This window comes from Planotetraspora sp. GP83, from assembly GCF_041262585.1.
Taxonomy (GTDB): Bacteria; Actinomycetota; Actinomycetes; order Streptosporangiales; family Streptosporangiaceae; genus JAOEGB01.
This window is the reverse complement of sequence record NZ_JBGCBZ010000006.1, coordinates 34237-53404: the sequence shown is the minus strand read 5'-3', so window position 1 is coordinate 53404 and position 19168 is coordinate 34237. Positions and strand designations below refer to the sequence as shown.

The 19168-nt window shown below is 70.9% G+C and carries 14 protein-coding genes; 5 read left to right on the top strand and 9 right to left on the bottom strand.

Features of this window, described 5'->3' with window-relative positions:
* Nucleotides 1-28 precede the first annotated feature (28 nt).
* On the bottom strand, nucleotides 29-361 hold the full coding sequence (locus tag ABH927_RS10495; RefSeq protein WP_370020319.1) for a hypothetical protein: 333 nt from the start codon (nucleotides 359-361) through the stop codon (nucleotides 29-31).
* Nucleotides 362-365: 4 nt separating this feature from the next.
* Here ABH927_RS10495 and ABH927_RS10490 point away from each other — a divergent pair, with 4 nt between their 5' ends.
* The 3 genes from ABH927_RS10490 to ABH927_RS10480 all read left to right on the top strand — a co-directional run bounded on the left by ABH927_RS10490 (nucleotide 366) and on the right by ABH927_RS10480 (nucleotide 2499).
* Nucleotides 366-731 (top strand): hypothetical protein, encoded by a 366-nt coding sequence (locus ABH927_RS10490; protein WP_370020318.1) that lies wholly within the window; start codon nucleotides 366-368, stop codon nucleotides 729-731.
* A 98-nt stretch (nucleotides 732-829) separates the two neighbouring features.
* Nucleotides 830-1918: an adenosine deaminase gene (locus tag ABH927_RS10485; RefSeq protein ID WP_370020316.1), complete on the top strand. Its 1089-nt coding sequence runs from the start codon at nucleotides 830-832 to the stop codon at nucleotides 1916-1918.
* A complete protein-coding gene (locus ABH927_RS10480) occupies nucleotides 1915-2499 on the top strand; it encodes a hypothetical protein (RefSeq protein WP_370020314.1) in 585 nt (194 codons plus the stop codon). Before ABH927_RS10485 ends, ABH927_RS10480 begins: the two co-directional genes overlap by 4 nt.
* A 280-nt stretch (nucleotides 2500-2779) precedes the next feature.
* Here ABH927_RS10480 and ABH927_RS10475 read toward each other — a convergent pair whose 3' ends face one another.
* From ABH927_RS10475 to ABH927_RS10460, 4 genes are read right to left on the bottom strand one after another with little or no spacing between them, the layout of a single operon-like run.
* The gene (locus ABH927_RS10475) at nucleotides 2780-4432 is read right to left on the bottom strand and encodes a phospho-sugar mutase (protein ID WP_370020313.1); all 1653 of its coding nucleotides are present in this window, start codon (nucleotides 4430-4432) and stop codon (nucleotides 2780-2782) included.
* Nucleotides 4433-4466: 34 nt separating this feature from the next.
* Nucleotides 4467-5270 (bottom strand): purine-nucleoside phosphorylase, encoded by an 804-nt coding sequence (locus ABH927_RS10470; protein ID WP_370020311.1) that lies wholly within the window; start codon nucleotides 5268-5270, stop codon nucleotides 4467-4469.
* A gap of 1 nt (nucleotide 5271) precedes the next feature.
* Nucleotides 5272-6393, bottom strand: coding sequence for a chromate efflux transporter (gene chrA, locus ABH927_RS10465; RefSeq protein WP_370020309.1), 1122 nt, complete (start codon nucleotides 6391-6393; stop codon nucleotides 5272-5274).
* A 30-nt stretch (nucleotides 6394-6423) separates the two neighbouring features.
* Complete coding sequence (locus tag ABH927_RS10460) at nucleotides 6424-6876, bottom strand: gamma-glutamylcyclotransferase (RefSeq protein WP_370020307.1); 453 nt, start codon at nucleotides 6874-6876, stop codon at nucleotides 6424-6426.
* 195 nt (nucleotides 6877-7071) lie between these two features.
* On the opposite strand from ABH927_RS10460, the gene ABH927_RS10455 reads away from it, so the two are divergent.
* The gene (locus ABH927_RS10455) at nucleotides 7072-8463 is read left to right on the top strand and encodes an NAD(P)H-quinone dehydrogenase (protein ID WP_370020305.1); all 1392 of its coding nucleotides are present in this window, start codon (nucleotides 7072-7074) and stop codon (nucleotides 8461-8463) included.
* Here ABH927_RS10455 and ABH927_RS10450 read toward each other — a convergent pair.
* The 3 genes from ABH927_RS10450 to ABH927_RS10440 all read right to left on the bottom strand — a co-directional run bounded on the left by ABH927_RS10450 (nucleotide 8440) and on the right by ABH927_RS10440 (nucleotide 13320).
* Nucleotides 8440-9699 (bottom strand): pentapeptide repeat-containing protein, encoded by a 1260-nt coding sequence (locus ABH927_RS10450; protein ID WP_370020303.1) that lies wholly within the window; start codon nucleotides 9697-9699, stop codon nucleotides 8440-8442. The genes ABH927_RS10455 and ABH927_RS10450 overlap by 24 nt on opposite strands.
* A gap of 288 nt (nucleotides 9700-9987) precedes the next feature.
* Nucleotides 9988-11394: a hypothetical protein gene (locus tag ABH927_RS10445; protein WP_370020301.1), complete on the bottom strand. Its 1407-nt coding sequence runs from the start codon at nucleotides 11392-11394 to the stop codon at nucleotides 9988-9990.
* Nucleotides 11395-11574: 180 nt separating this feature from the next.
* On the bottom strand, nucleotides 11575-13320 hold the full coding sequence (locus ABH927_RS10440; protein WP_370020802.1) for a biotin carboxylase N-terminal domain-containing protein: 1746 nt from the start codon (nucleotides 13318-13320) through the stop codon (nucleotides 11575-11577).
* A gap of 232 nt (nucleotides 13321-13552) precedes the next feature.
* Between ABH927_RS10440 and ABH927_RS10435 the strand changes: the two genes are divergently transcribed.
* Nucleotides 13553-13822: a WXG100 family type VII secretion target gene (locus ABH927_RS10435; protein ID WP_370020299.1), complete on the top strand. Its 270-nt coding sequence runs from the start codon at nucleotides 13553-13555 to the stop codon at nucleotides 13820-13822.
* A gap of 33 nt (nucleotides 13823-13855) precedes the next feature.
* On the opposite strand, the gene ABH927_RS10430 is transcribed toward ABH927_RS10435, so the two are convergent.
* A complete protein-coding gene (locus ABH927_RS10430; protein ID WP_370020297.1) occupies nucleotides 13856-18709 on the bottom strand; it encodes an FtsK/SpoIIIE domain-containing protein in 4854 nt (1617 codons plus the stop codon).
* Nucleotides 18710-19168 lie beyond the last annotated feature (459 nt).

Sequence of the window (19168 nt, the reverse complement as noted above, 5' to 3'; positions counted from 1 at the left end):
ATGTGAACCGGGCGCTTGATCCCCGCATCTAACGGGCAACGAATCCTTCGAAAGAAGCCGCCGCCATGAAGACCAGTTTCGCCCTCGCCGTCCTTCCGCTCGCCGTTGTCATCGCCTGTGGGGCCACCAGCACGGACGGCTCGCCGACGGAGCCGTCTTCCACCCTGACGACGGCTCCCTCGACATCATCGGCCCCCTCGGCCCCCTCGGGCCCCTCGGCGTCATCGGGCCCCTCGGCTTCTGGGACCGCCGTGGTGACTCCGCCTCCCTCGGGGTCGCCGGAGCCGACCGATTTGGCGCCGCCGTCCTCCACGAAGCCGGTCACGGTGCGGCGCAGCCCTTCGAAGCCTCCCACCGTCACGGGGGTGAGGTTCGCGGGTCACGGCGACTTCGACAGGGTGGTCGTCGATCTGCAAGGGCCGATGACCGGATACACGGCCCGCTGGGTGAGCAAGATCGTCCAGGACGGCTCGGGCGAGGCCATGGACGTGAAGGGCGGGGCCTACCTCCAGCTCACGTTGTACCCGGCGAACGCCCACGACGACGTGGGCAACTCCACCTGGGTGGGCCCCCGGCAGGTCACCGCAAAGCTGCCGAATGTCGTCCAGGTCGTCAACAACGGCGACTTCGAGGGCGTGGTGAGCATCGGTCTGGTGCTCGACCACAAGGCCGGGTTCCGGGTGCTGGAGCAGTCGGCGCCGACCCGGCTCGTGATCGACGTGGCGCGCTGACACACTGGTGGGCATGGTCAGGAGTCACGGCGCTCAAGATCCTTTTTGTACGGTTGGCGATAGGATTGTGAAATGAGTGAGCGGAGCGGGGAGGGCGCATGAGCCGGCTGCCGACTTATGAGGAGATCCGCAGCGCCCCGAAGGTGCTGCTCCACGACCACCTCGACGGCGGGCTACGCGCGGGGACGATCGTCGACCTGGCCCGCGACAGCGGCCACGAGCTTCCCTCGACCGATCCGGACAACCTCGCCACCTGGTTCCAGGAGGCCGCCGACTCCGGTTCACTGGAGCGCTACCTGGACACCTTCGCCCACACGGTCGGGGTCATGCAGTCACGCGAGGCGCTGGTAAGGGTGGCCGCCGAGTGCGCGGAGGACCTGGCGGACGACGGCGTCATCTACGCCGAGGTCCGGTACGCCCCAGAGCAGCACACCTCGGGTGGCCTCGGGCTGGATGAGGTGGTCGAGGCCGTGCTGGAGGGCTTCCGCCTGGGTTCCGTCGGTCCCGACGGACGGCCGCGCATCCAGGTCGGCACGCTGCTCACCGCCATGCGTCACCAGGCGCGGTCGATGGAGATCGCCGAGCTGGCCGTACGGTACCGCGACGTCGGCGTGGTCGGCTTCGACATCGCGGGCGCCGAGGCCGGCTATCCGCCCACCCGGCACATCGACGCCTTCGAGTACCTCCAGCGGGAGAACGCCCACTTCACCATCCACGCGGGTGAGGGATTCGGACTGCCCTCGATCTGGCAGGCGATCCAGTGGTGCGGCGCGGACCGGCTCGGTCACGGTGTCCGCATCATCGACGACATCACCGTGTCCGGTGACGGCGAGGCCAAGCTCGGACGGCTCGCCGCGTACGTCCGCGACAAGCGCATCCCACTGGAGATGTGCCCGACGTCGAACCTGCAGACGGGGGCCGCCGCGTCGATCGCGGAGCACCCCATCGGCCTGCTGCGCCGGCTGTACTTCCGGGTGACGGTCAACACCGACAACCGGCTGATGAGCGGGACGAGCGTGTCCAAGGAGTTCGCCAAGCTCGTGGACGCCTTCGGGTATGACTGGGACGACCTCCAGTGGTTCACGGTCAACGCGATGAAGTCCGCCTTCATCCCCTTCGATGAGCGGCTCGCACTGATCAACGGCGTGATCAAGCCCGGTTTCGCCCAGTTGAAGTGGCGCGCGTGAAGAAACAGGTCTACCGGTCGAAGGTGGCCCAGGTGTTCGGCTGGGCCTGGTTCGTGTTCGCGGCGTACAACGCGTGGGATCTGATCGCGCACGGTTCGATGCCCTCGGCCCTGATCGCGGGCGCCGTGCTGGGCGTCATCACGGTGTTCGTCTTCCTCCTGGCACTCCGCCCGGCGATCGTGGTCGAGGAAGGCGGCGTCCGCGTGCGCAACCCGCTCAGGAACGCCTGGATCCCCTGGAACGCCGTCGGCGACGTGCTGGTGTCCAACGTGATCGTCATCGAGTCCGGCCATACGACAGTCCGCTGCTGGACCCCGCATGCCACCACCCGTGAGCGGGTCAAGGCCGTCGGCCGCGCGGGCAAGGCGGCCTCACGGGCAGACATGTCCATGGCCGAGCGTGCGATGGCCGAGGCCGCCGGTCGTACCCACGCCGACTGGGTGGCACAACAATTGACTGAGATGAGCGCGTCGCGGCGGGACGCCTCAACGGGCGAGATCCGCGTGACCTGGTCGCCGTCCGCGCTCGCCGCCGTCGCCGCCGTCGTCGTCCTCGTCGTGGTCACCCTGGTCCTAACCTGAGCCGCACGCTCCCAGTCCAGTACGGCTCTCGCCAGAGAACGGCGCCGGGAAGCGGCATATGCGTGGTATCCGTACGCCAGCCGCCGTGGCGCCGCATGGCGGCTGCGCTGCAACGCGCCAACCACGGGCTGCGCTGCAACGCGCCGTACAAACCGTCCTTTCGGAGCGCGGACTGGCTACCCTGCAAGGCGCCGTATGGGTCGGTTTGCAGGGCAGCCAGATGCCGCCTTGGACGCGGCGGCGGGTGGAGGTGAGGTGGTCGTGCGAGGCAGGCTTGTCGTCAGAGACCCAGGGCGACGGCCAGGTCTTTCTTGAGGGCTTCCAGGTCCTGTACGGCTTGCGCTCTTGCCTTGGTGACGTCGTCCTCCACGGGGATGACGACCTCCAGGTAGCACTTGAGCTTGGGCTCGGTTCCGCTGGGCCGTACGATCACGCGGGCGCCGTGGGAGAGGCGGTAGCGAAGGCCGTCGGTGGGCGGCAGGCCCGCCACGCCTTCGGAGAGGTCTTCGGCCGACTCGACGGTGCGGCCGGCGAGCTCCATGGGCGGGTTGGCGCGCAGCCGTTCCATGGCCTGGGAGATGAGCGACAGGTCATCGACGCGGAACGAGAGCTGGCCGGTGGCGTGCAGGCCGTACCGGCGGGCCTGGTCGTCGAGGAGGTCGATCAGCGACCGTCCCTCGCGCTTGGCCTGGGCGGCCATGCCGGCAACGGTGAGGGCGGCGCCGATGCCGTCCTTGTCGTGGACGGGGAGGCCGGCGTCCGAGCCGACGCCGTAGCCGAGGGCCTCCTCGTAGCCGAAGACCAAGCCAGACCCAGCCTTCATGATCCACTTGAAGCCGGTGAGGGTCTCGGCGTGGTGGACGCCGTAACCTTCGGCGATCTTGCTGAGCAGCGACGACGACACGATCGAGGTGGCCACGAGCCGGGCGTCGCCCGAGGTGTGGCGCAGCACGTGCTCGGCGAGCAGCCCGCCGACCTCGTCGCCGCTGAGCATGCGGTAGCCGCCTTCGGGAAGCGGCGTCCCGACGGCGCACCTGTCGGCGTCGGGGTCGTTGGCGAGCACGAGGTCCGCGCCGGTCTTGCGGGCGAGGTCGAGCGCGAGGTCCATCGCGCCCGGCTCCTCCGGGTTGGGGAACGACACGGTGGGGAAGTCCGGATCGGGCGCCGCCTGCCGTCCGACCTGCACCGGAGTCTCGAACCCGGCCTTGCGGAACGCCTCGGCGAGGATGTGGCCGCCGACGCCGTGAAGGGGCGTGTACGCGATGGCGATCTCGCGGTCGTCGCCGATCGGGAGGGCGGTCACGGCGTCGAGGTAGGGCTCAACGATGTTGTGATGTCCCAGCGTGTCCCATTCCGACCCCAGGGGGAGCTCGTCCACGCGGCCGACCGTGTCGATCGCGTGGGAGATCTCGCCGTCGATGGGAGGGACGATCTGCGCGCCGTCGCCCCAGTAGACCTTGTAGCCGTTGTCGCGCGGCGGGTTGTGCGACGCGGTCACCATGACGCCCGCGTCCGCGCCCAGGTGCCGTACGGCGAATGCCAGGATCGGCGTCGGCCACTTGTCGGCCATGACGGAGGCGCGCAGGCCCGCTCCGGTCAGCACGGCGGCGGTGTCGTTGGCGAACACGTCGGAGTTGTGCCGCGCGTCGTAGCCGATGACGACGTGCTTCCCCGGCCCCAGGACGCGCGCCAGTCCCGCGGCGGCCCGCATGACGGTCACCCGGTTCATCCGGTTCGGTCCCGCGCCCAGCTCGCCGCGCAGGCCGGCCGTACCGAATTCGAGCTTGGCCCCGAACCGCTCCGTCAGTTCGGCGTGGTCCTCCCGGTCGAGGATGCCTTGCAGCTCCGCGCGGGTCTCCGGGTCGGGGTCCTGGGCGAGCCACTCCTGGGCCAGCCGTACGAGGTCGGTGGAGGTCAACGTTCGTTCTCCCATTGCTTTCCGGGGCCTGCCATCGCGTTGTGGGGGGTTACAGCTTGTCGACGACCTTGGCCAGCAGGACGCCCATGCGCGCGGCGGTGGCGCGGCCGACCTCCAGGACCTCTTCATGGTTGAGCGGCTCGCCGACCAGGCCGGCGCCGGGGTTGGTGACCAGGGAGATGCCGAGCACCTCGGCGCCCGCCTCGCGGGCCGCGATGGCCTCCAGCACGGTGGACATGCCGACCAGGTCGCCGCCCAGCGTGCGGAGCATGCGGATCTCGGCGGGCGTCTCATAGGTCGGCCCGCGGAACGCCACATAGACGCCCTCGGTCAGCGACGGGTCCACCTCGCGGGCGAGCTCCCGCAGGCGCGGGGTGTAGACGTCGGTGAGGTCGACGAACGTGGCCCCGGTGATCGGGTTGCCGCCGGTCAGGTTGATGTGGTCGCTGATCAGGACCGGGTCGCCGACGTTCTGGGTCTCGGGGCGCAGGCCGCCGGCCGCGTTGGTCAGCACGACCGTGCGCACTCCGGCCGCGACAGCCGTACGGACGCCGTGGACCACCGGCTCGACGCCGCGGCCTTCGTAGAGGTGCGTGCGGCCGAGGAAGATGAGGGCGTTGAGCCCGGCGCCGGTCCGCACGGCGCGGATGACGCCCGCGTGCCCGGCGACGGCGGGTGGCGTGAAACCGGGCAGTTTGGTCACAGGGAACTCGGCGATCGTCTCGCCGATCGTGTCCGCGGCGGGCACCCAGCCGGAGCCCATGACAAGGGCGACGTCGAAGGAGGGGATGCCGGCGAGATTGCGCAGCGTGGTCGCGGCCTCTGCCGCCAGAACGTAAGCGTCGTTGGTCACTTTAGTGAGCGTACAGAACGGTATGAAGCACCCCGGCAACACCACCCGCCAGAATCAGCCACGTGGTGTTCAGCGAAGTCCTCCACAGGGCCAGTACGGCTGCCGCGCACAGGATCACCGTCAGCGGATCGACGAGCGACCCGTGGGCAAGCTGGGCGCCGACCCCGGCCATGAGTGCGAGGGCGGCGGCGTTCACCCCGTCAAGCAGCGCGGACGACCACTCCTTCGACCGGATCTTGTCGGTCAGCTTCGTCAGCAGGCCGACCAGGAGGAACGACGGGAGGAAGATGCCAACGGTCGCGAGGACGGCCCCCGGCACCCCCGCGACGAGGTAGCCGACGAAGGTCGCCGTCGTGAACACCGGCCCAGGGGTGACCTGCCCGATCGCGATCGCGTCCGTGAGCTGGGTGTCGGTCAGCCAGTGCAGCCGTTCGACGAAGTCCCCATGGAGGAAGGCCAGCAGCACGTAGCCGCCGCCGTACAGCACGGCACCGATCTTGAGCATCGTCAGGAACAGCCGCACGAGCTGGTCGTTGCCCGCCAGCGCCGCGAGCGGCCAGGCGAGGAGCCCCTGCGCTCTGGCGGCCGGGCCGCCGGGCCCCGCGGACCGCGAGAGCCGTACCAGGACGGTGACGGCGCCACCGGCGGCGAGGAGGACCAGTTCGTTCAGTCCCAGGAGGTACGCCACGAGGACCGCCACGGCGAGGGCCCACAGGAAGGGGGTTTTCAGCGCGGTCCGGACGAGGGACCGCAGAGCCCAGAAGATGATCGCGATGACGACGGGCTTGATGCCGTACAGCACGCCGTGGACCGCCGGGGTCGAGCCGTACGTGACGTAGAGGTGGGCGAGCGCCCCCACCATGACGGTGGCCGGGAGGATGAAACAGGCTCCGGCGGCGACCAGGCCGCGCCATCCGGCCCGCTCGTGCCCGATGTGGATGGCCAGCTCGGTCGAGGTCGGGCCGGGAATGAGGTTCGACGCGCCGAGGAGGTCGAGGAAGCGCTGCTCGGTGAGCCAGCCGCGGCGGCGGACCAGCTCGTCGTGCATCATCGCGATGTGCGCGGCGGGGCCGCCGAACGCGATCGTCCCGAGCCGCAGGAACAGCCACGCCACCTCACGCACGGCCGTATGACCGCGCCTCTTCATCCGGCGTCAGTCGCCGAGGGACCTGCAGGGGCGGGTGCGCAGGCCGCTGACGTAGTCGTCCGGGGCGCCCGCCTTCTCCGCCGCGTCGGCGAGGATGCCGAGGTAGCGGGCCGACGGCAGGCCGCCCTCGTACGAATCGAGCACGTAGGACCAGGCCAGCACGTCGCCCTCCAGGGTCGCGACGCGGAGCCGTACCTTGCGGTAGAACCCCAGGTCGGTGCCGGTCCACTGGTCGAGGGAGGACTCGTCCCACTCCGGCACGTCGTAGAGGACGACGAAGACCTGCTCGTCGGAGTCCTCGACGACGGTGGCGAGGGCGCCCTCCCAGCCGACGTCCTCCCCGCCGAAGGTGAGCCGCCAGCCCGGAAGCCAGCCGGTACCACGCATAGGCGAGTGGGGAGCCCGCTCTGCCATCTGTTTGGGGTCCATGTTGCTGCCATACGCCGCGTAAACAGGCACGGCACACAAGACTAATCCAAGATCCTGAAAGTTGAACGAACGGAGCGCGGACGACCTCTCCTCGGGAGAAAGACCACCTGCTCCCCGGGGGAAAAGAAACCTGTCCCCGGGGAAATCCGCGTAGTCGAACCGTTACCGCGCCTCTCATGGCCCCTCCTCGGGACGCGGTTGCCCCGATACGGGACAATGGAGCATGTGACGAGGATTGTGATCATCGGTGGTGGCCCCGGCGGATATGAGGCGGCTCTCGTTGCCGCGCAATTGGGGGCCCAGGTCACAGTGGTCGAGCAGGAAGGCCCTGGTGGCGCATGTGTGCTCACCGACTGCGTGCCTTCCAAGACCCTGATCGCCACCTCTGTCCGTAAACAGGCGCTGCTGGACGCGTCCTCCCTGGGCGTCCATTTCAGTGGAGGGGGCGACGGCGAGGTCGGCGGCGTGACGGCCGACATGCCCCTCGTGAACAAACGGGTCAAGGAGCTGGCCCAGGCCCAGTCCGTCGACGTCGCCGCGCGGCTGGCCGCCGAGGGCGTGGAGGTCGTCCGGGCCTCGGGACGGCTGGTCGATCCCCAGGTGGTCCGCGCGGGGGACCGGACGATCCGGGCCGACGTCGTCATCGTGGCCACCGGAGCCCATCCGCGTGTGCTGCCCGGCGCCGAGCCCGACGGGGAGCGCATCCTGAGCTGGCGGCAGCTGTACGACCTCCAGGAGCTGCCCGAGCACCTGATCGTGGTCGGCTCCGGTGTGACCGGGGCCGAGTTCGCCGGGGCCTACCAGTCGCTGGGCTCCGAGGTGACCCTGGTGTCCTCGCGCGACCGGATGATGCCCAACGAGGACGCCGACGCGGCCGAGGTGCTCGAAGAGGTCTACCGGCGGCGCGGGATGAACGTTTTGGGCCGCTCCCGCGCCTCGTCCGTCAAGCGCACCGAGCACGGCGTGGTCGTCACGCTGGAGGACGGCCGGACCGCCGAGGGCTCGCACTGCCTCATGACCGTCGGCATGGTGCCCAACACCGCCGGGATCGGCCTGGAGGACAACGGCGTGAGGCTCGACCGGAACGGGTTCATCGAGGTCGACAAGGTGTCCAGGACCTCGGCGCCCGGTGTCTACGCGGCCGGCGACTGCACCGGCGTGCTGATGCTCGCCTCGGTCGCCGCCATGCAGGGCCGCATCGCGGTCTGGCACGCGCTGGGCGAGGCCGTACAGCCCATCCGCCTGGCCACCGTCGCCTCCAACATCTTCACCGACCCGGAGATCGCCGCCGTCGGCGTGTCGCAGAAGCAGATCGAGTCCGGCGAGATCGAGGCCAACGTCGTCAAGCTACCCCTCGCCACCAACGCCCGGGCCAAGATGCAGGGCTTCAACGACGGCTTCGTCAAGCTCTTCTGCCGGCCGAACACGGGCATCGTGCTCGGCGGCGTCGTGGTGGCCCCCCGGGCGTCGGAGCTGATCCTGGCCCTCTCCGTCGCCGTCCAGCACCGGCTCACGGTCGACCAGCTCGCCCACACGTTCGCCGTCTACCCATCGCTGTCCGGGTCGATCACCGAGGCGGCCCGGCGCCTCATGTCACCGCTGACCGCCGGTATCTGACGCCCCGGTATTCGACAGCCGCGACCTGACCTGCTGCAAGGCGTACCGCCCATGCTGTACGGCTGACGCCGCGGCCTGCAGCTCGTAGGGCGTCTGGGCGATGTGAAGGGCCTGCTTGGCGGCCTCGTAGGCGTCGAGCGCCGCCCGCCACTCGTGGGTCGGGCCGCTCACCTGGTTGACCTTCATCTCGAAGTCGAGAGAGTCGATCTCCTCGCCGAACCGGGTGACCTCCTCCTCGGCCGTGTGGCGGGCCACCGCCATGGCGGCCGCGAAGCGCTCCCTGCGCCGGTGGGTGACGCCCCAGATCAGCAGCGTGAGGCTGAGCCCCAGGCCGCTCACGATCACCAGGATCAGCGCCGGCGAAGGACCCCTGAGAGCGGCATCCCGGCCCAGTGTGTCCGTCCCTGTGTACTGCGTGCCGGGGTCTTCGGCGGTTTCCTCGCCGGTTTCCTTGTCCGAGGCGGGCCGGCCGTTGATGGCGTCGTCCGGGACGTTGACGGCCCTGCCGCTCGTCCCGGTCAGGTTGAGGTCTTGGGCCTGGGTGAAGGAAGCGCCCTGGACGTTGGCGCCCGTCAGGTCGGCGCCCTGCAGGTCGGCCTGGGTGAGCTCGGCCCGGCTCAGGTCGGCGTTCTTCAGGACCGTGTGCTGGAGCTCCGCCTGGCCGAGCTTGGCATCCTTGAGCTTGGCCCTGGTGAAGTCGGCCGTCCGGCCCTTGATCTGCCCGAGAGTGCTCTCTGTGAGGTCGGCGTCGACGAGCGTGGCGTTGGTCAGGTTGGCCTGGGTCAGCACAGCCCTCGTCAGGACCGCCTCGGTCAGGTCCGCGTGGGGGAACTCCGCCTGGCCGGCCTCGGCGTCGATCAGGATCGCGCCGCGGAGGTCGGCCTGCTTGGCCTTCAACTGGCCGAGGTCGGCGTCACTGAGGTCGGCCCCGCGCAGATCGGCGTACTCGAGGTGGGCCTGCGTGAGGTCGGCCTCCTTGAGCGAGGCGTCCCGCAGGATGGCGCCCGTGAGGTCCTTCTGGGTCAGGTCCACCTCGTCGAGCTTGGCCTTGGTGAGATCGGCGCATCGCAGGTCGTAGGGGAGGGTCGCGCCGTGGGTGAAGTCCTTGCCGCGCAGGTTGGGCCCGCTGCCCGGCTTGCAGGGGCCGGCGGCGGCCTGTACGGCTGTCGCCGGGGCGGCGACGGACAACGCGGCGGCGAAGAACACGGCGCCGGCGAGGGGGGCGATACGCAGCACTGGGGGCCTCCTGGAGGGAACGCCCCGAGTTTCTCACGTGATCTTAACCCTGACTTGCAAGCCCCTTACATCCCCCCTCATGGCCGTGATCATGCACGGATTCCTCGGGAGTGCCTCGGCCATGCCATTCTCAAGTTGTGATCATGCACAGGTTCCCGCACGGCTTCGTGGACAGGGCGTAAACGTTCGTGACCTTGCACTTTGCGTGAAGTGCAAGGTCACGAAGACAGAAACCGCAGGCCACCCGGCTACCCCGGGAAAGAGTGCATGATCACGCCCGAGGGGGGGTTACCAGTCGCCGCCGCCGAAGTCTCCTCCGCCGAAGTCGCCGCCTCCGCCCCAGTCGCCGCCGCCACCGAAGTCGCCGCCGCCACCGCCGAAGTCTCCTCCGCCGCCGAAGTCGCCGCCGCCGGCCGCGACGCCGTCCTGGTAGCCGGACTCGTAACCCGAGCCGCCGCCGTACCCGTAGCCGCCCCAGCCACCGCCGAAGGCGTTGCCGAGCACGGTGCCGACCAGCATGCCGGTCAGCAGGTCGCCGCCGAAGCCGCCGTAGTAGCCGTAGGCGTAGGGCTGGTAGGCGGGACCGGCGTCCCAGTACGGCCGGCGCTGGCCGTTGACCACGACCTCACGCATCTGCGGGTCGAAGCCGCGCTCGACGGCCTCGGCGTCGGCCGCGCAGGCCGGGACGTCGCGGACCGCGCCACCAGGCGGGGCCCAGCGGACGGTGCGGACGGACGGGCCGTGCTGCGGGTTGAAGAAGCACGGGGGCAGCCGCTCGGGCAGGGGCTGGTTGTTCACCCGCGCCTTGACGCAGGCCAGGGCGTACCGGCCGTCCTCCAGGGTCGAGGTGACCGTACGGAGCTCGTCGGGGCGCTTCACCGCGGCGAGTTCGTTCTTGGCCCGCTCGTAGGAGTCGAGCGCGCGCTGCCAGTCGGACGAGGTCTCGGCCTGCGGCAGCATCTTGACGTCCACGTCGAGAGCGGTGATCTCCTCACCGAACTTGGTGACGTCCTCCTCGACGGTCTGCTTGACCGCGGCGAGCTCGGCCGCCTCCTTCTCCTCGCGCTTCCGCTTCATGCGGCGAGAGATGATCCACAAACCGGCACCACCGACGACGGCGACTCCCAGAATGCCGACCAGCACGCCGCCGCCCCCGCCGCCGGCCGTGCTGCCCTTGTCCAGTGCGTCCTTGTCGCCCTCCACGGCGAGGTTGACGCGGTTGACGAAGTCCTCCATGCCGGTGACCACGTCTTTGTTACTGGCGGTGGCGAGCCTGGCCAGCTGACCCGCCGACACGCTCCGCGGCAGGGCGCTGGAACCGGCGAACAGACTGGTCCCGTCCAGGACGGCCACCGTGGCACTCGACCGGCCCGCCGCGTCGAGCGCCCTGCCGAGGCCGTTGATGAACGTGCGCGCCTCGGCGCTGGTCACGGTGCCGTCGGGCAGCGCGGCCACGTAGATCTTGGACTTGGAGCCCTTCAGCGCCTTGCGGATGTCGTCCTGCTGGCTGGACGACAGTGGTGCGCCGCTCTGGACGAAGAGCGGGTCGCCGCTCTTCCACGCCGCGAGCACGGTGTCGGGACTCGGCGGGGTCGCGGCATGGGCGGCGGGGGAGAGCGCGAACAGCGCGAAAAGACCGACGAGCAGCGCCGCCATGGCGGCCCCCACGCGGCCCAGCGGTTGTGTGATGGTCACGGCTTCAAGCCTCCTTCGCCCTACAGGACGAACGGCAGGGCGGGATGGTTCCTCTACGCGATGGTTCCTCTGCGCGACAGTTCCTCCGCGCGACGGTTCCTCTCCGGCAAACAGTGATGCCTACCCATGGACCGCCTGTTCGAACGCCCTGGACCGGGCGATCGCACGCGTCCCGGAGGCTCAGGCGTCCTTGATCTCACAGATCACGGCTCCGGCGGTCACGGTCTGGCCGACCGCGGCGGTGAGACCCGTGACCGTGCCGGGCTTGTGCGCCGCGAGCGGCTGCTCCATCTTCATCGCCTCGATGACGACGATCGTGTCCCCGGCCGCCACCGTGTCCCCGTCAGAGGCGACGACCTTGACGATCGTCCCCTGCATCGGGCTGACGAGGGAGTCGCCGCCGACCGCCGCCTTCTTCGGGTTGTTTCCACCGCCCCGCCCCGGCGCCTTCTTGGCCGTTGTACGGCCTGCCGTACCGAACTCGGACGGAAGGACGACCTCGAGGCGCTTGCCGCCGACCTCGACGGTGATGCGCTCCCGCTCGACCTGCTCCCCGGCCTCGACCGGCCCCTCGAACGGCGGGATCTCGTTCGCGAACTCGGTCTCGATCCACCGGGTGTGCACGGAGAAGGGCTCATCGACGAAGGCGGGATCCTCCACGACCGCCCGGTGGAACGGAAGGACGGTGGGCATGCCGCCGATCTCGAACTCGGCCAGCGCCCGGCGCGACCGCTCCAGCGCCTGCCGCCGCGAGGATCCGGTGACGATGAGCTTCGCGACGAGGGAGTCGAAGGACTGCGGCACGGTCATGCCCGTCTCGTAGCCCGAGTCGAGCCGTACGCCGGGGCCCGAGGGGGCGCGCATCGACGTCAGCGTGCCGGGAGCGGGCAGGAAGCCCCGGCCGGCGTCCTCGGCGTTGATCCGGAACTCGATCGAGTGGCCGCGCGGCACGGGGTCGTCGTAGCCGAGGGCCTCGCCGTCGGCGATGCGGAACATCTCCCGGACGAGGTCGATCCCGGAGACCTCCTCGGTGACGGGGTGCTCGACCTGGAGCCGCGTGTTGACCTCGAGGAAGGAGACGGTGCCGTCCTGGCCGACGAGGAACTCGCAGGTGCCCGCGCCGACGTAGCCCGCCTCGCGCAGGATCGCCTTGGACGACGAGTAGAGCAGGTCCCGCTGCTCGCCGGAGAGGAACGGCGCGGGGGCCTCCTCGACCAGCTTCTGGTGGCGGCGCTGGAGCGAGCAGTCGCGGGTGCTGACGACCACGACGTCGCCGTGCCGGTCGGCGAGGCACTGGGTCTCGACGTGCCTGGGCCGGTCGAGGTAGCGCTCCACGAAGCACTCGCCGCGCCCGAAGGCCGTGACGGCCTCCCGGACGGCGGACTCGTAGAGGTCGGGGATCTCCTCGATCGTCCGCGCCACCTTGAGCCCGCGGCCGCCTCCGCCGAACGCGGCCTTGATGGCGATCGGCAGTCCGTGCTCCTCGGCGAACGCGACGACCTCGTCCACTCCGGAGACGGGGTCGGGCGTGCCCGCCACGAGCGGGGCGCCGACGCGCTGCGCGATGTGCCGGGCCTGGACCTTGTCGCCGAGCGCGGTGATGGCGGCGGGCGGCGGGCCGATCCAGATCAGGCCCGCGTCCTCCACGGCCTGCGCGAAGTCGGCGTTCTCCGCGAGGAAGCCGTAGCCGGGGTGGACCGCGTCCGCCCCTGTCTGGCGTGCCACGGAAAGGAGCTTGCCGATGTTGAGATAGGTCTCCGCCGGGCTCTGCCCGTAGAGCGCGTGCGCCTCGTCGGCCACCCGTGCGTGGAGCGCGTCCAGATCCTGGTCGGCGTACACCGCGACGCTGGCCAGCCCGGCGTCCTTGCACGCACGGGCGATCCGTACGGCGATCTCGCCGCGGTTGGCGATCAGGACCTTCTGCACCGCCGTCATCCCTTCGTCCCGGGCCTGGCTGACCTTCATGGAGTTTAAGCGGCCTGCCGGCTCCGGAGATCCCCGCCCCCGATATAGCGCGTCCTCGTCGGGCCGATGCCGATCCGCGCGAGTCAATCCCCCGCCGGGCCCCAGTGGTATAGCCGCTCGGCATAAAGGGGTTCACAGAATTGACTGAGGATCTACGGTGAGGGCGGCCCCCTGTCGATAAAGGAGTGACCGAATGAGTAACTTGCTCGGCGGCAACCCGGCGGAGATGCAGAGCATGGCCGCGCAGTTCACCCAGCAGGCGGACCAGGTTCGCGCCACGATGGCCAACCTCGACCGTGAGGCTGCCAAGGTCGGCACCGCCTGGACCGGCCCCGGCGCGCAGCGCTTCCACGACGCCTGGCAGAGCTACCGGGCGGCGTTCCAGCGCATGTCGGAGGAGCTCAACGAGGCGTCCCGGGTCATCAACACCTACCGCGGCAACATCGAGTCCGCGACCCGCTAGCGCCTCCCGCAATACAGCTGGACAGCCATCCGGCTATCCGGGGATCGCGGCCTGGATCGGGGTCGCGGTCCCCGAGACCACCAGCAGGCCGCGCCCCGGAGGGCCTCCCACGGCGCCGCGCGGCAGCCGTACGTTGAACAGGTCGCCGTCGGCCGGGCTCTGCACCGCCAGCAGCAGCCCCGTCCGCGCCTTGCGCGCCTCCGCCACGAATCCGCGGTAGGCCGTCGCCAGATCCCCGGTCGTCCCCGCGAGCAGCAGCCCGTGCTCCCCGTCCCGCGCCGTACGGAGCGCCTCCTCCACCGCGAGGCCGAGCATCGACTCGGGGGAGATCAGCTCCGCGTCGTCCACGATCAGCACGTACCGCTCCTGACCCGCGACCAGCGCGAGCGGGTCATGCGCCCCCGGCAGGCCGCCGAAGTCGTCCGCGCCTCCGCCGTCCACGCCTCTCGCGTTTCCGTCCAGTACGGCCAGCACGCCCGGCGACCCCGCCAGCTCACGCAGGGGGCTCCGGCGCGGGGTGACGGCCAGGATCGGCGTGCCCCGCTGGAGCAGCGACCTGGCCGCCGTGACGAGGCACGACGACCGTCCCGAGCGGGCCGGTCCGGCGACCACCGCGGCCGGGCCCTGGGCCAGCAGGTCGACGCCCAGCGGGGCCAGGGCGTCGCCGCCCGCGCCGAGCAGCGCCCACAGCGGCGACGGCGGCTCGAACGACGGCGCGAGCTCCAGCGCCTGGTCGGCCGTGATGCGCATGGGCAGCGCGTCCACCCGCAGCGGCGGCTCTGATCCCCAGGCCCATCCGCCCGGCGTCAAACCTCCCCGCCGCTGCGGGTCGCCGCCGAACCGGGCCGTGGCCGTACGGCCGAGCTCCTGGAGGGCGGCCACCTGAGCGGGGCCTGAGGGGTCGTCCGCGAGCAGGGCGATCTGGCCCTCCACCAGGCCGTGCTCGCCGATCGACAGCGTCCGGCCAGGCGGCATCGAGGTGGGCAGGGTGCGCACCGGCAGCCCGGCCAGCCCGTAGTCGGCGGGGTCGGCGAGCCGGAGGATCAGACGGTCCTCGAAGACGGTGGAGATCTGCCCGAGCAGTCCCGACCTGTCCGAGGTGACGACGGCACGCAGGCCCACGGCCGGGCCCTCACGTAGGAGTTGCATCAGCGCGTCGAGCAGCCGCCCGTAGTCGTAGTTCTCGAACGCGGCGACGTAGCCCTCCCACCGGTCGACCATCAGCACGAGGTACGGCAGCCGCCCGATTTGCGGCCTGATGGCACGGCCGGTCTCCATTTGGGGCCTAGCCGCCGCGCGGGCCTCGGCCAGCGAGGCGTACCCGGCCTCGGCCAGGAGTTGCTGGCGGCGGCCGACCTCGGCGCGCAGGCGCGTGAGGAGGCGCTCGACCCGATCGAGCTGGTCACGGGTGACCACCGCGCCGCAGTGCGGCAGGCCGACCAGCGGCAGCAGGGCTCCAGAGCCGCAGTCGACGGCATGGATGTGGACGTCCTCGGGAGACGCTCCGGCCGCGATCGACCCCGCGATCGTCCGGAGCGCCGTCGAGCGGCCGCTGCGTGCCGTACCGGCGATGAGCAGGTGGCCCCCATGGCGCGGATCGAGCACGAGAGGTCGTCTGCCCTGTTCCCACGGCAGGTCGGCGATCCCGAACGGCAGCGGCGGCACCTCCTCCGCTCCCGGCCGGTACGGCTGGGCGGGGGACGCCGTCCAGCCGGTCGCCTCTGTGCCGTCCAGCGTGACGCGCTCGGAGAGCGGCGGGAGCCACGGGCTGGGCTGCCGGGGGATCCCGCGACCGGCCTGGACGATGGCGTCCACGAGCAGGGCGAGGTCGGTGTCGGCCGAGGTCTCCACCCTGGCCGAAACCTCAAGGGGGTGGCCCAGCGCCTGCCAGGACAGGTCGATCACCCGCACCTCGTCGCCACGGCCGGGGCCGGCGCTCCCGGAGCCGGATGACGGGGTGCGCCCTCCGATGCGGGCGGTCTGTACGGCCACCGCCGGGCCGGAACCGGACCTCACGTAGCAGCGGCCGGGGGTCGATCGGGAGATGTGCGCCGCGTCGGGCACGTCGATGACGTCGGCCGACTCTCGGCCGTCGGTCACCCGGAGGGCGATCCGCAGCGAGGTGTTGGCCTGGATGTCGGCGGTCACGACGCCGCCGGGCCGCTGTGTGGCGAGGATCAGGTGGATGCCGAGCGACCGGCCGCGTCTGGCGATGTCCACGAGCCCGTCGACGAAGTCGGGCAGCTCCGCCACCAGCGCGGCGAACTCGTCGATGATCAGCACGAGCCGGGGGAGCGACGGATGGGGGCCGCCTGAGTCGACACCCGCATCCGCTTCTCCGGAGTCACCAGGGCCACCCGTTCCGGGGCCGCCGAAGATGCCGCTGGTCCGCGCCTGGCGCACCCCGCCCGCGCCCAGGACCCAGGTCGCGCCGCGTGCCCGGAGCCGCTGGTAGTCGTCGATGTCCTTCGCCCCGGCGTCCAGGAGCAGGCGCTCTCTGCGGCGGATCTCGGCGGCCAGCGACGACAGGGCCCGCTGGGTGAGGTGGCCGTCGAGGTCGCTCACCATGCCGACCGTGTGCGGGAGCCGTACGCACTCCTTGAAGGCCGCGCCGCCCTTGTAGTCGATGAGGACGAAAGTCATCTCGTCCGGCCGATTGGCGACCGCGAGCGAGCAGATCAACGTCTGGAGCAGCTCCGACTTGCCCGCGCCGGTGGTTCCGGCGATCAGGGCGTGCGGGCCGTCCTTGCTGAGGTCCACCTCGAACGGGCCCTCCGGGCCCACGCCGATGACCGCGCGGGTCGACCGGCCCCACTGCTTGGCGATGTCGACGGGCCCGAGCAGGTCGAGCAGGCGGACGGAGTCCGGAAGCGCGGACGAGGGGTCGTCCCGGCTCACGTCGCGGAGAGGGGCCAGCGCCCGGCTCAGGCGGTCGGCCCACGACGGGGACACGCGGTCGGCCCGGATCCCGCTGATGGGGTCGAGGCCGCCGCCGCGCAGCCGTACCGACCCGTCCCGGCCGCACGACACCACGGTGGCGCACTCCTCGGGCAGCAGCCGCTCGTCCTCGTCGATCGCGATCGTGTAGACCCCGGCCCTCGGGCCCTGCCTGAGCACCTGGGGCATGCCGGGAAGGCCCCGCAGCACTTGGGCGCCGTCGAGGATGACGAGCACGTCGTAGGGGCGCTCGTCATAGGTGGCGAAGGCCGGCTCGGCCGCCTGCGCCGAACCGGCGCGGCCCAGGTCCTCCCAGCCCGCCGGGCCGCCCGTCAGCCGGGAGTTCCGCAGGACCGCGCCGTACGGCCCGCCGCCTGTGCCGCCTGTTCCGCCTGTTCCGCCTGTGCCGTCGCTGTCGAGACGCTCGGCGACGAGGGTCGCCAGTTCGGAGACCCGGCGAGCGGCCGCCTCGGGATCGGCGCCGACGAGCGCGACGCAGTCGGCGGTGAGGGAGCCCCCGCGCGAGGCGGCGTCGGACGCGCAGTGCGGCAGCCAGCGGACCCAGCCCCACTGGTCGGCGCTGTCGGCGTTGGCGGACAGCACGACGATGGCGAGGTCGCGCGGGCTGTGCAGGGCGGCCGCCTGCCCGACCAGCCACCGGGCGGAGCCGAGGGCCACATCTCTCGGCCCGGTGAGGCCCGCGACGCCGAGCCGCCGCATGACGAGGGCGACGGGGACGTCCCGGCAGAGATGCTGGTCATGACGGGGGGAGTCGGCGGGCGTGCCGCTCTCGGGCTCGAAGTCGAGGTCGGCGGGGAGGTCGGCCAGCCCCACCCGGAGCCGCAGCGCGTCACGGTCGTGGATCCGCCGCTCCCACAGTCTCCGCCGTGGGCCGGTCGCCGTGAGCAGCACCTCGGCGGGATCGGGGGCGCCGTTCCGCCGTTCGGCCTCGTCGTCCTTGACGGCCTTCGCGACCTCGGTCTCGTACGCCGCCAGCCGCTCCTTGTACGCCTTGACCGCCTGGCGGTGCTTCTTCCGGCCGTGCCTGCGGTCCCCGGCCCACTGCCCCAGCATGATCAGCGGTGTCATCAACGCGATCAGCATGAAGTACCACTGGTGGAAGACGAGCGCCATGACCAGGCCGAAGACGGCGGGGAGCAGTGCGGCCAGCAGTTGCAGCCGCATCCCCTCGGCCCGCTTGGGCTCGGCCGGGACGACGATGCGCCGCTGGCGCTCGGGCCGCTGGAGCCGGGGCGGACGGTTGTAGGCCAGCCCGCCGTCGGGCAGAGCGTCCAGGTGGGCGTCGGGCGGCTGGACCGGGCCGATGGAGAAGGCCGAGCCGCCACAGGACAGCGTCGCCCGCTCCGGCCACGGCGTCGCGTCGATGACCGGCTCCCCGTCGAGGTGGAGGCCGCCTGATCCATGACCGCTGGAACCGCTGGACAGGTCCGCGGGTTCCACTGTGATGGCGCTGGGAGTCAGCCGGATCACGGCGGCTCGCGCCGGCATCAGCGGATCCGGTACGGCTATCGCGCACGCCGGATCGGCGCCGATGGTGTGCGTGCCGAAGCCGAGCCGGTGGACGACGCCCGCTCCCGGGCCGCCGACCACGCGGAGCTCCACCACGCCGTCGGGCTCCTCGGTCATGGTGGCGGACGCGGCGTGGCCGTCCACGGCGATCAGGTCGCCATCGCGGAGGAGCCCGAAGACGGCGCTGTCCGGGTCGAGCGGCCGCCCGTCGAGCCAAAGCTTGGCCTCGGCGGGCTCCGTTCGCTGGCCCCTGTCGAGGTCGTAGGGCGCCCTGGCGCGCGGGAGCCGTACGACGTTGGAAGGGCGGCCGGAGGAGCTGTCGAGCGCGGCGGCGAGCCCGGCGACCGTGGTCGCCTCGTCGCCTTCCACCACCACGTCGCGGTGGCCGTGCTCGGTGACCACGGTGAGCGTAATCCGCATGCGCAGGCTCCAGGCCCTCAGCGGAGGGCATCGGGTGGAGAGACGTTTTCTCGGTCAGAGGGTTTCATCTGGAGAGGATCTCGTGAAGATCTCTTCGCGGGACAAGGTAGCGGCCGTGTCCCCTGTCGATCTGCTCGGTTGTCCCAATCGGTAAAGCTCGTCTACCACTTCTGTCACATGAGTCACATCAGCACCAGCAGCCACTGCCTGTCGTGCGCCCCCCGGAGCGGCGGGGCCCGATGGTGGATATCGCTGTGGACAACGTGCATGGGGACGGAAGGGGCTCTAGCCGGGTGCCGCTGCTTCGCCCTGTGACAAGGCGTTTATCCAACCGATAGACATGAATCTCTTTCACGTCCACCCCGCGACCCTGTGGACAACCGGCTCGTGTGCTGGTAGCCGTGACCTGAACGACCCGTGTGAAAGATGTGACCGCTGGGAATCAGGTGAGTTTCGGAT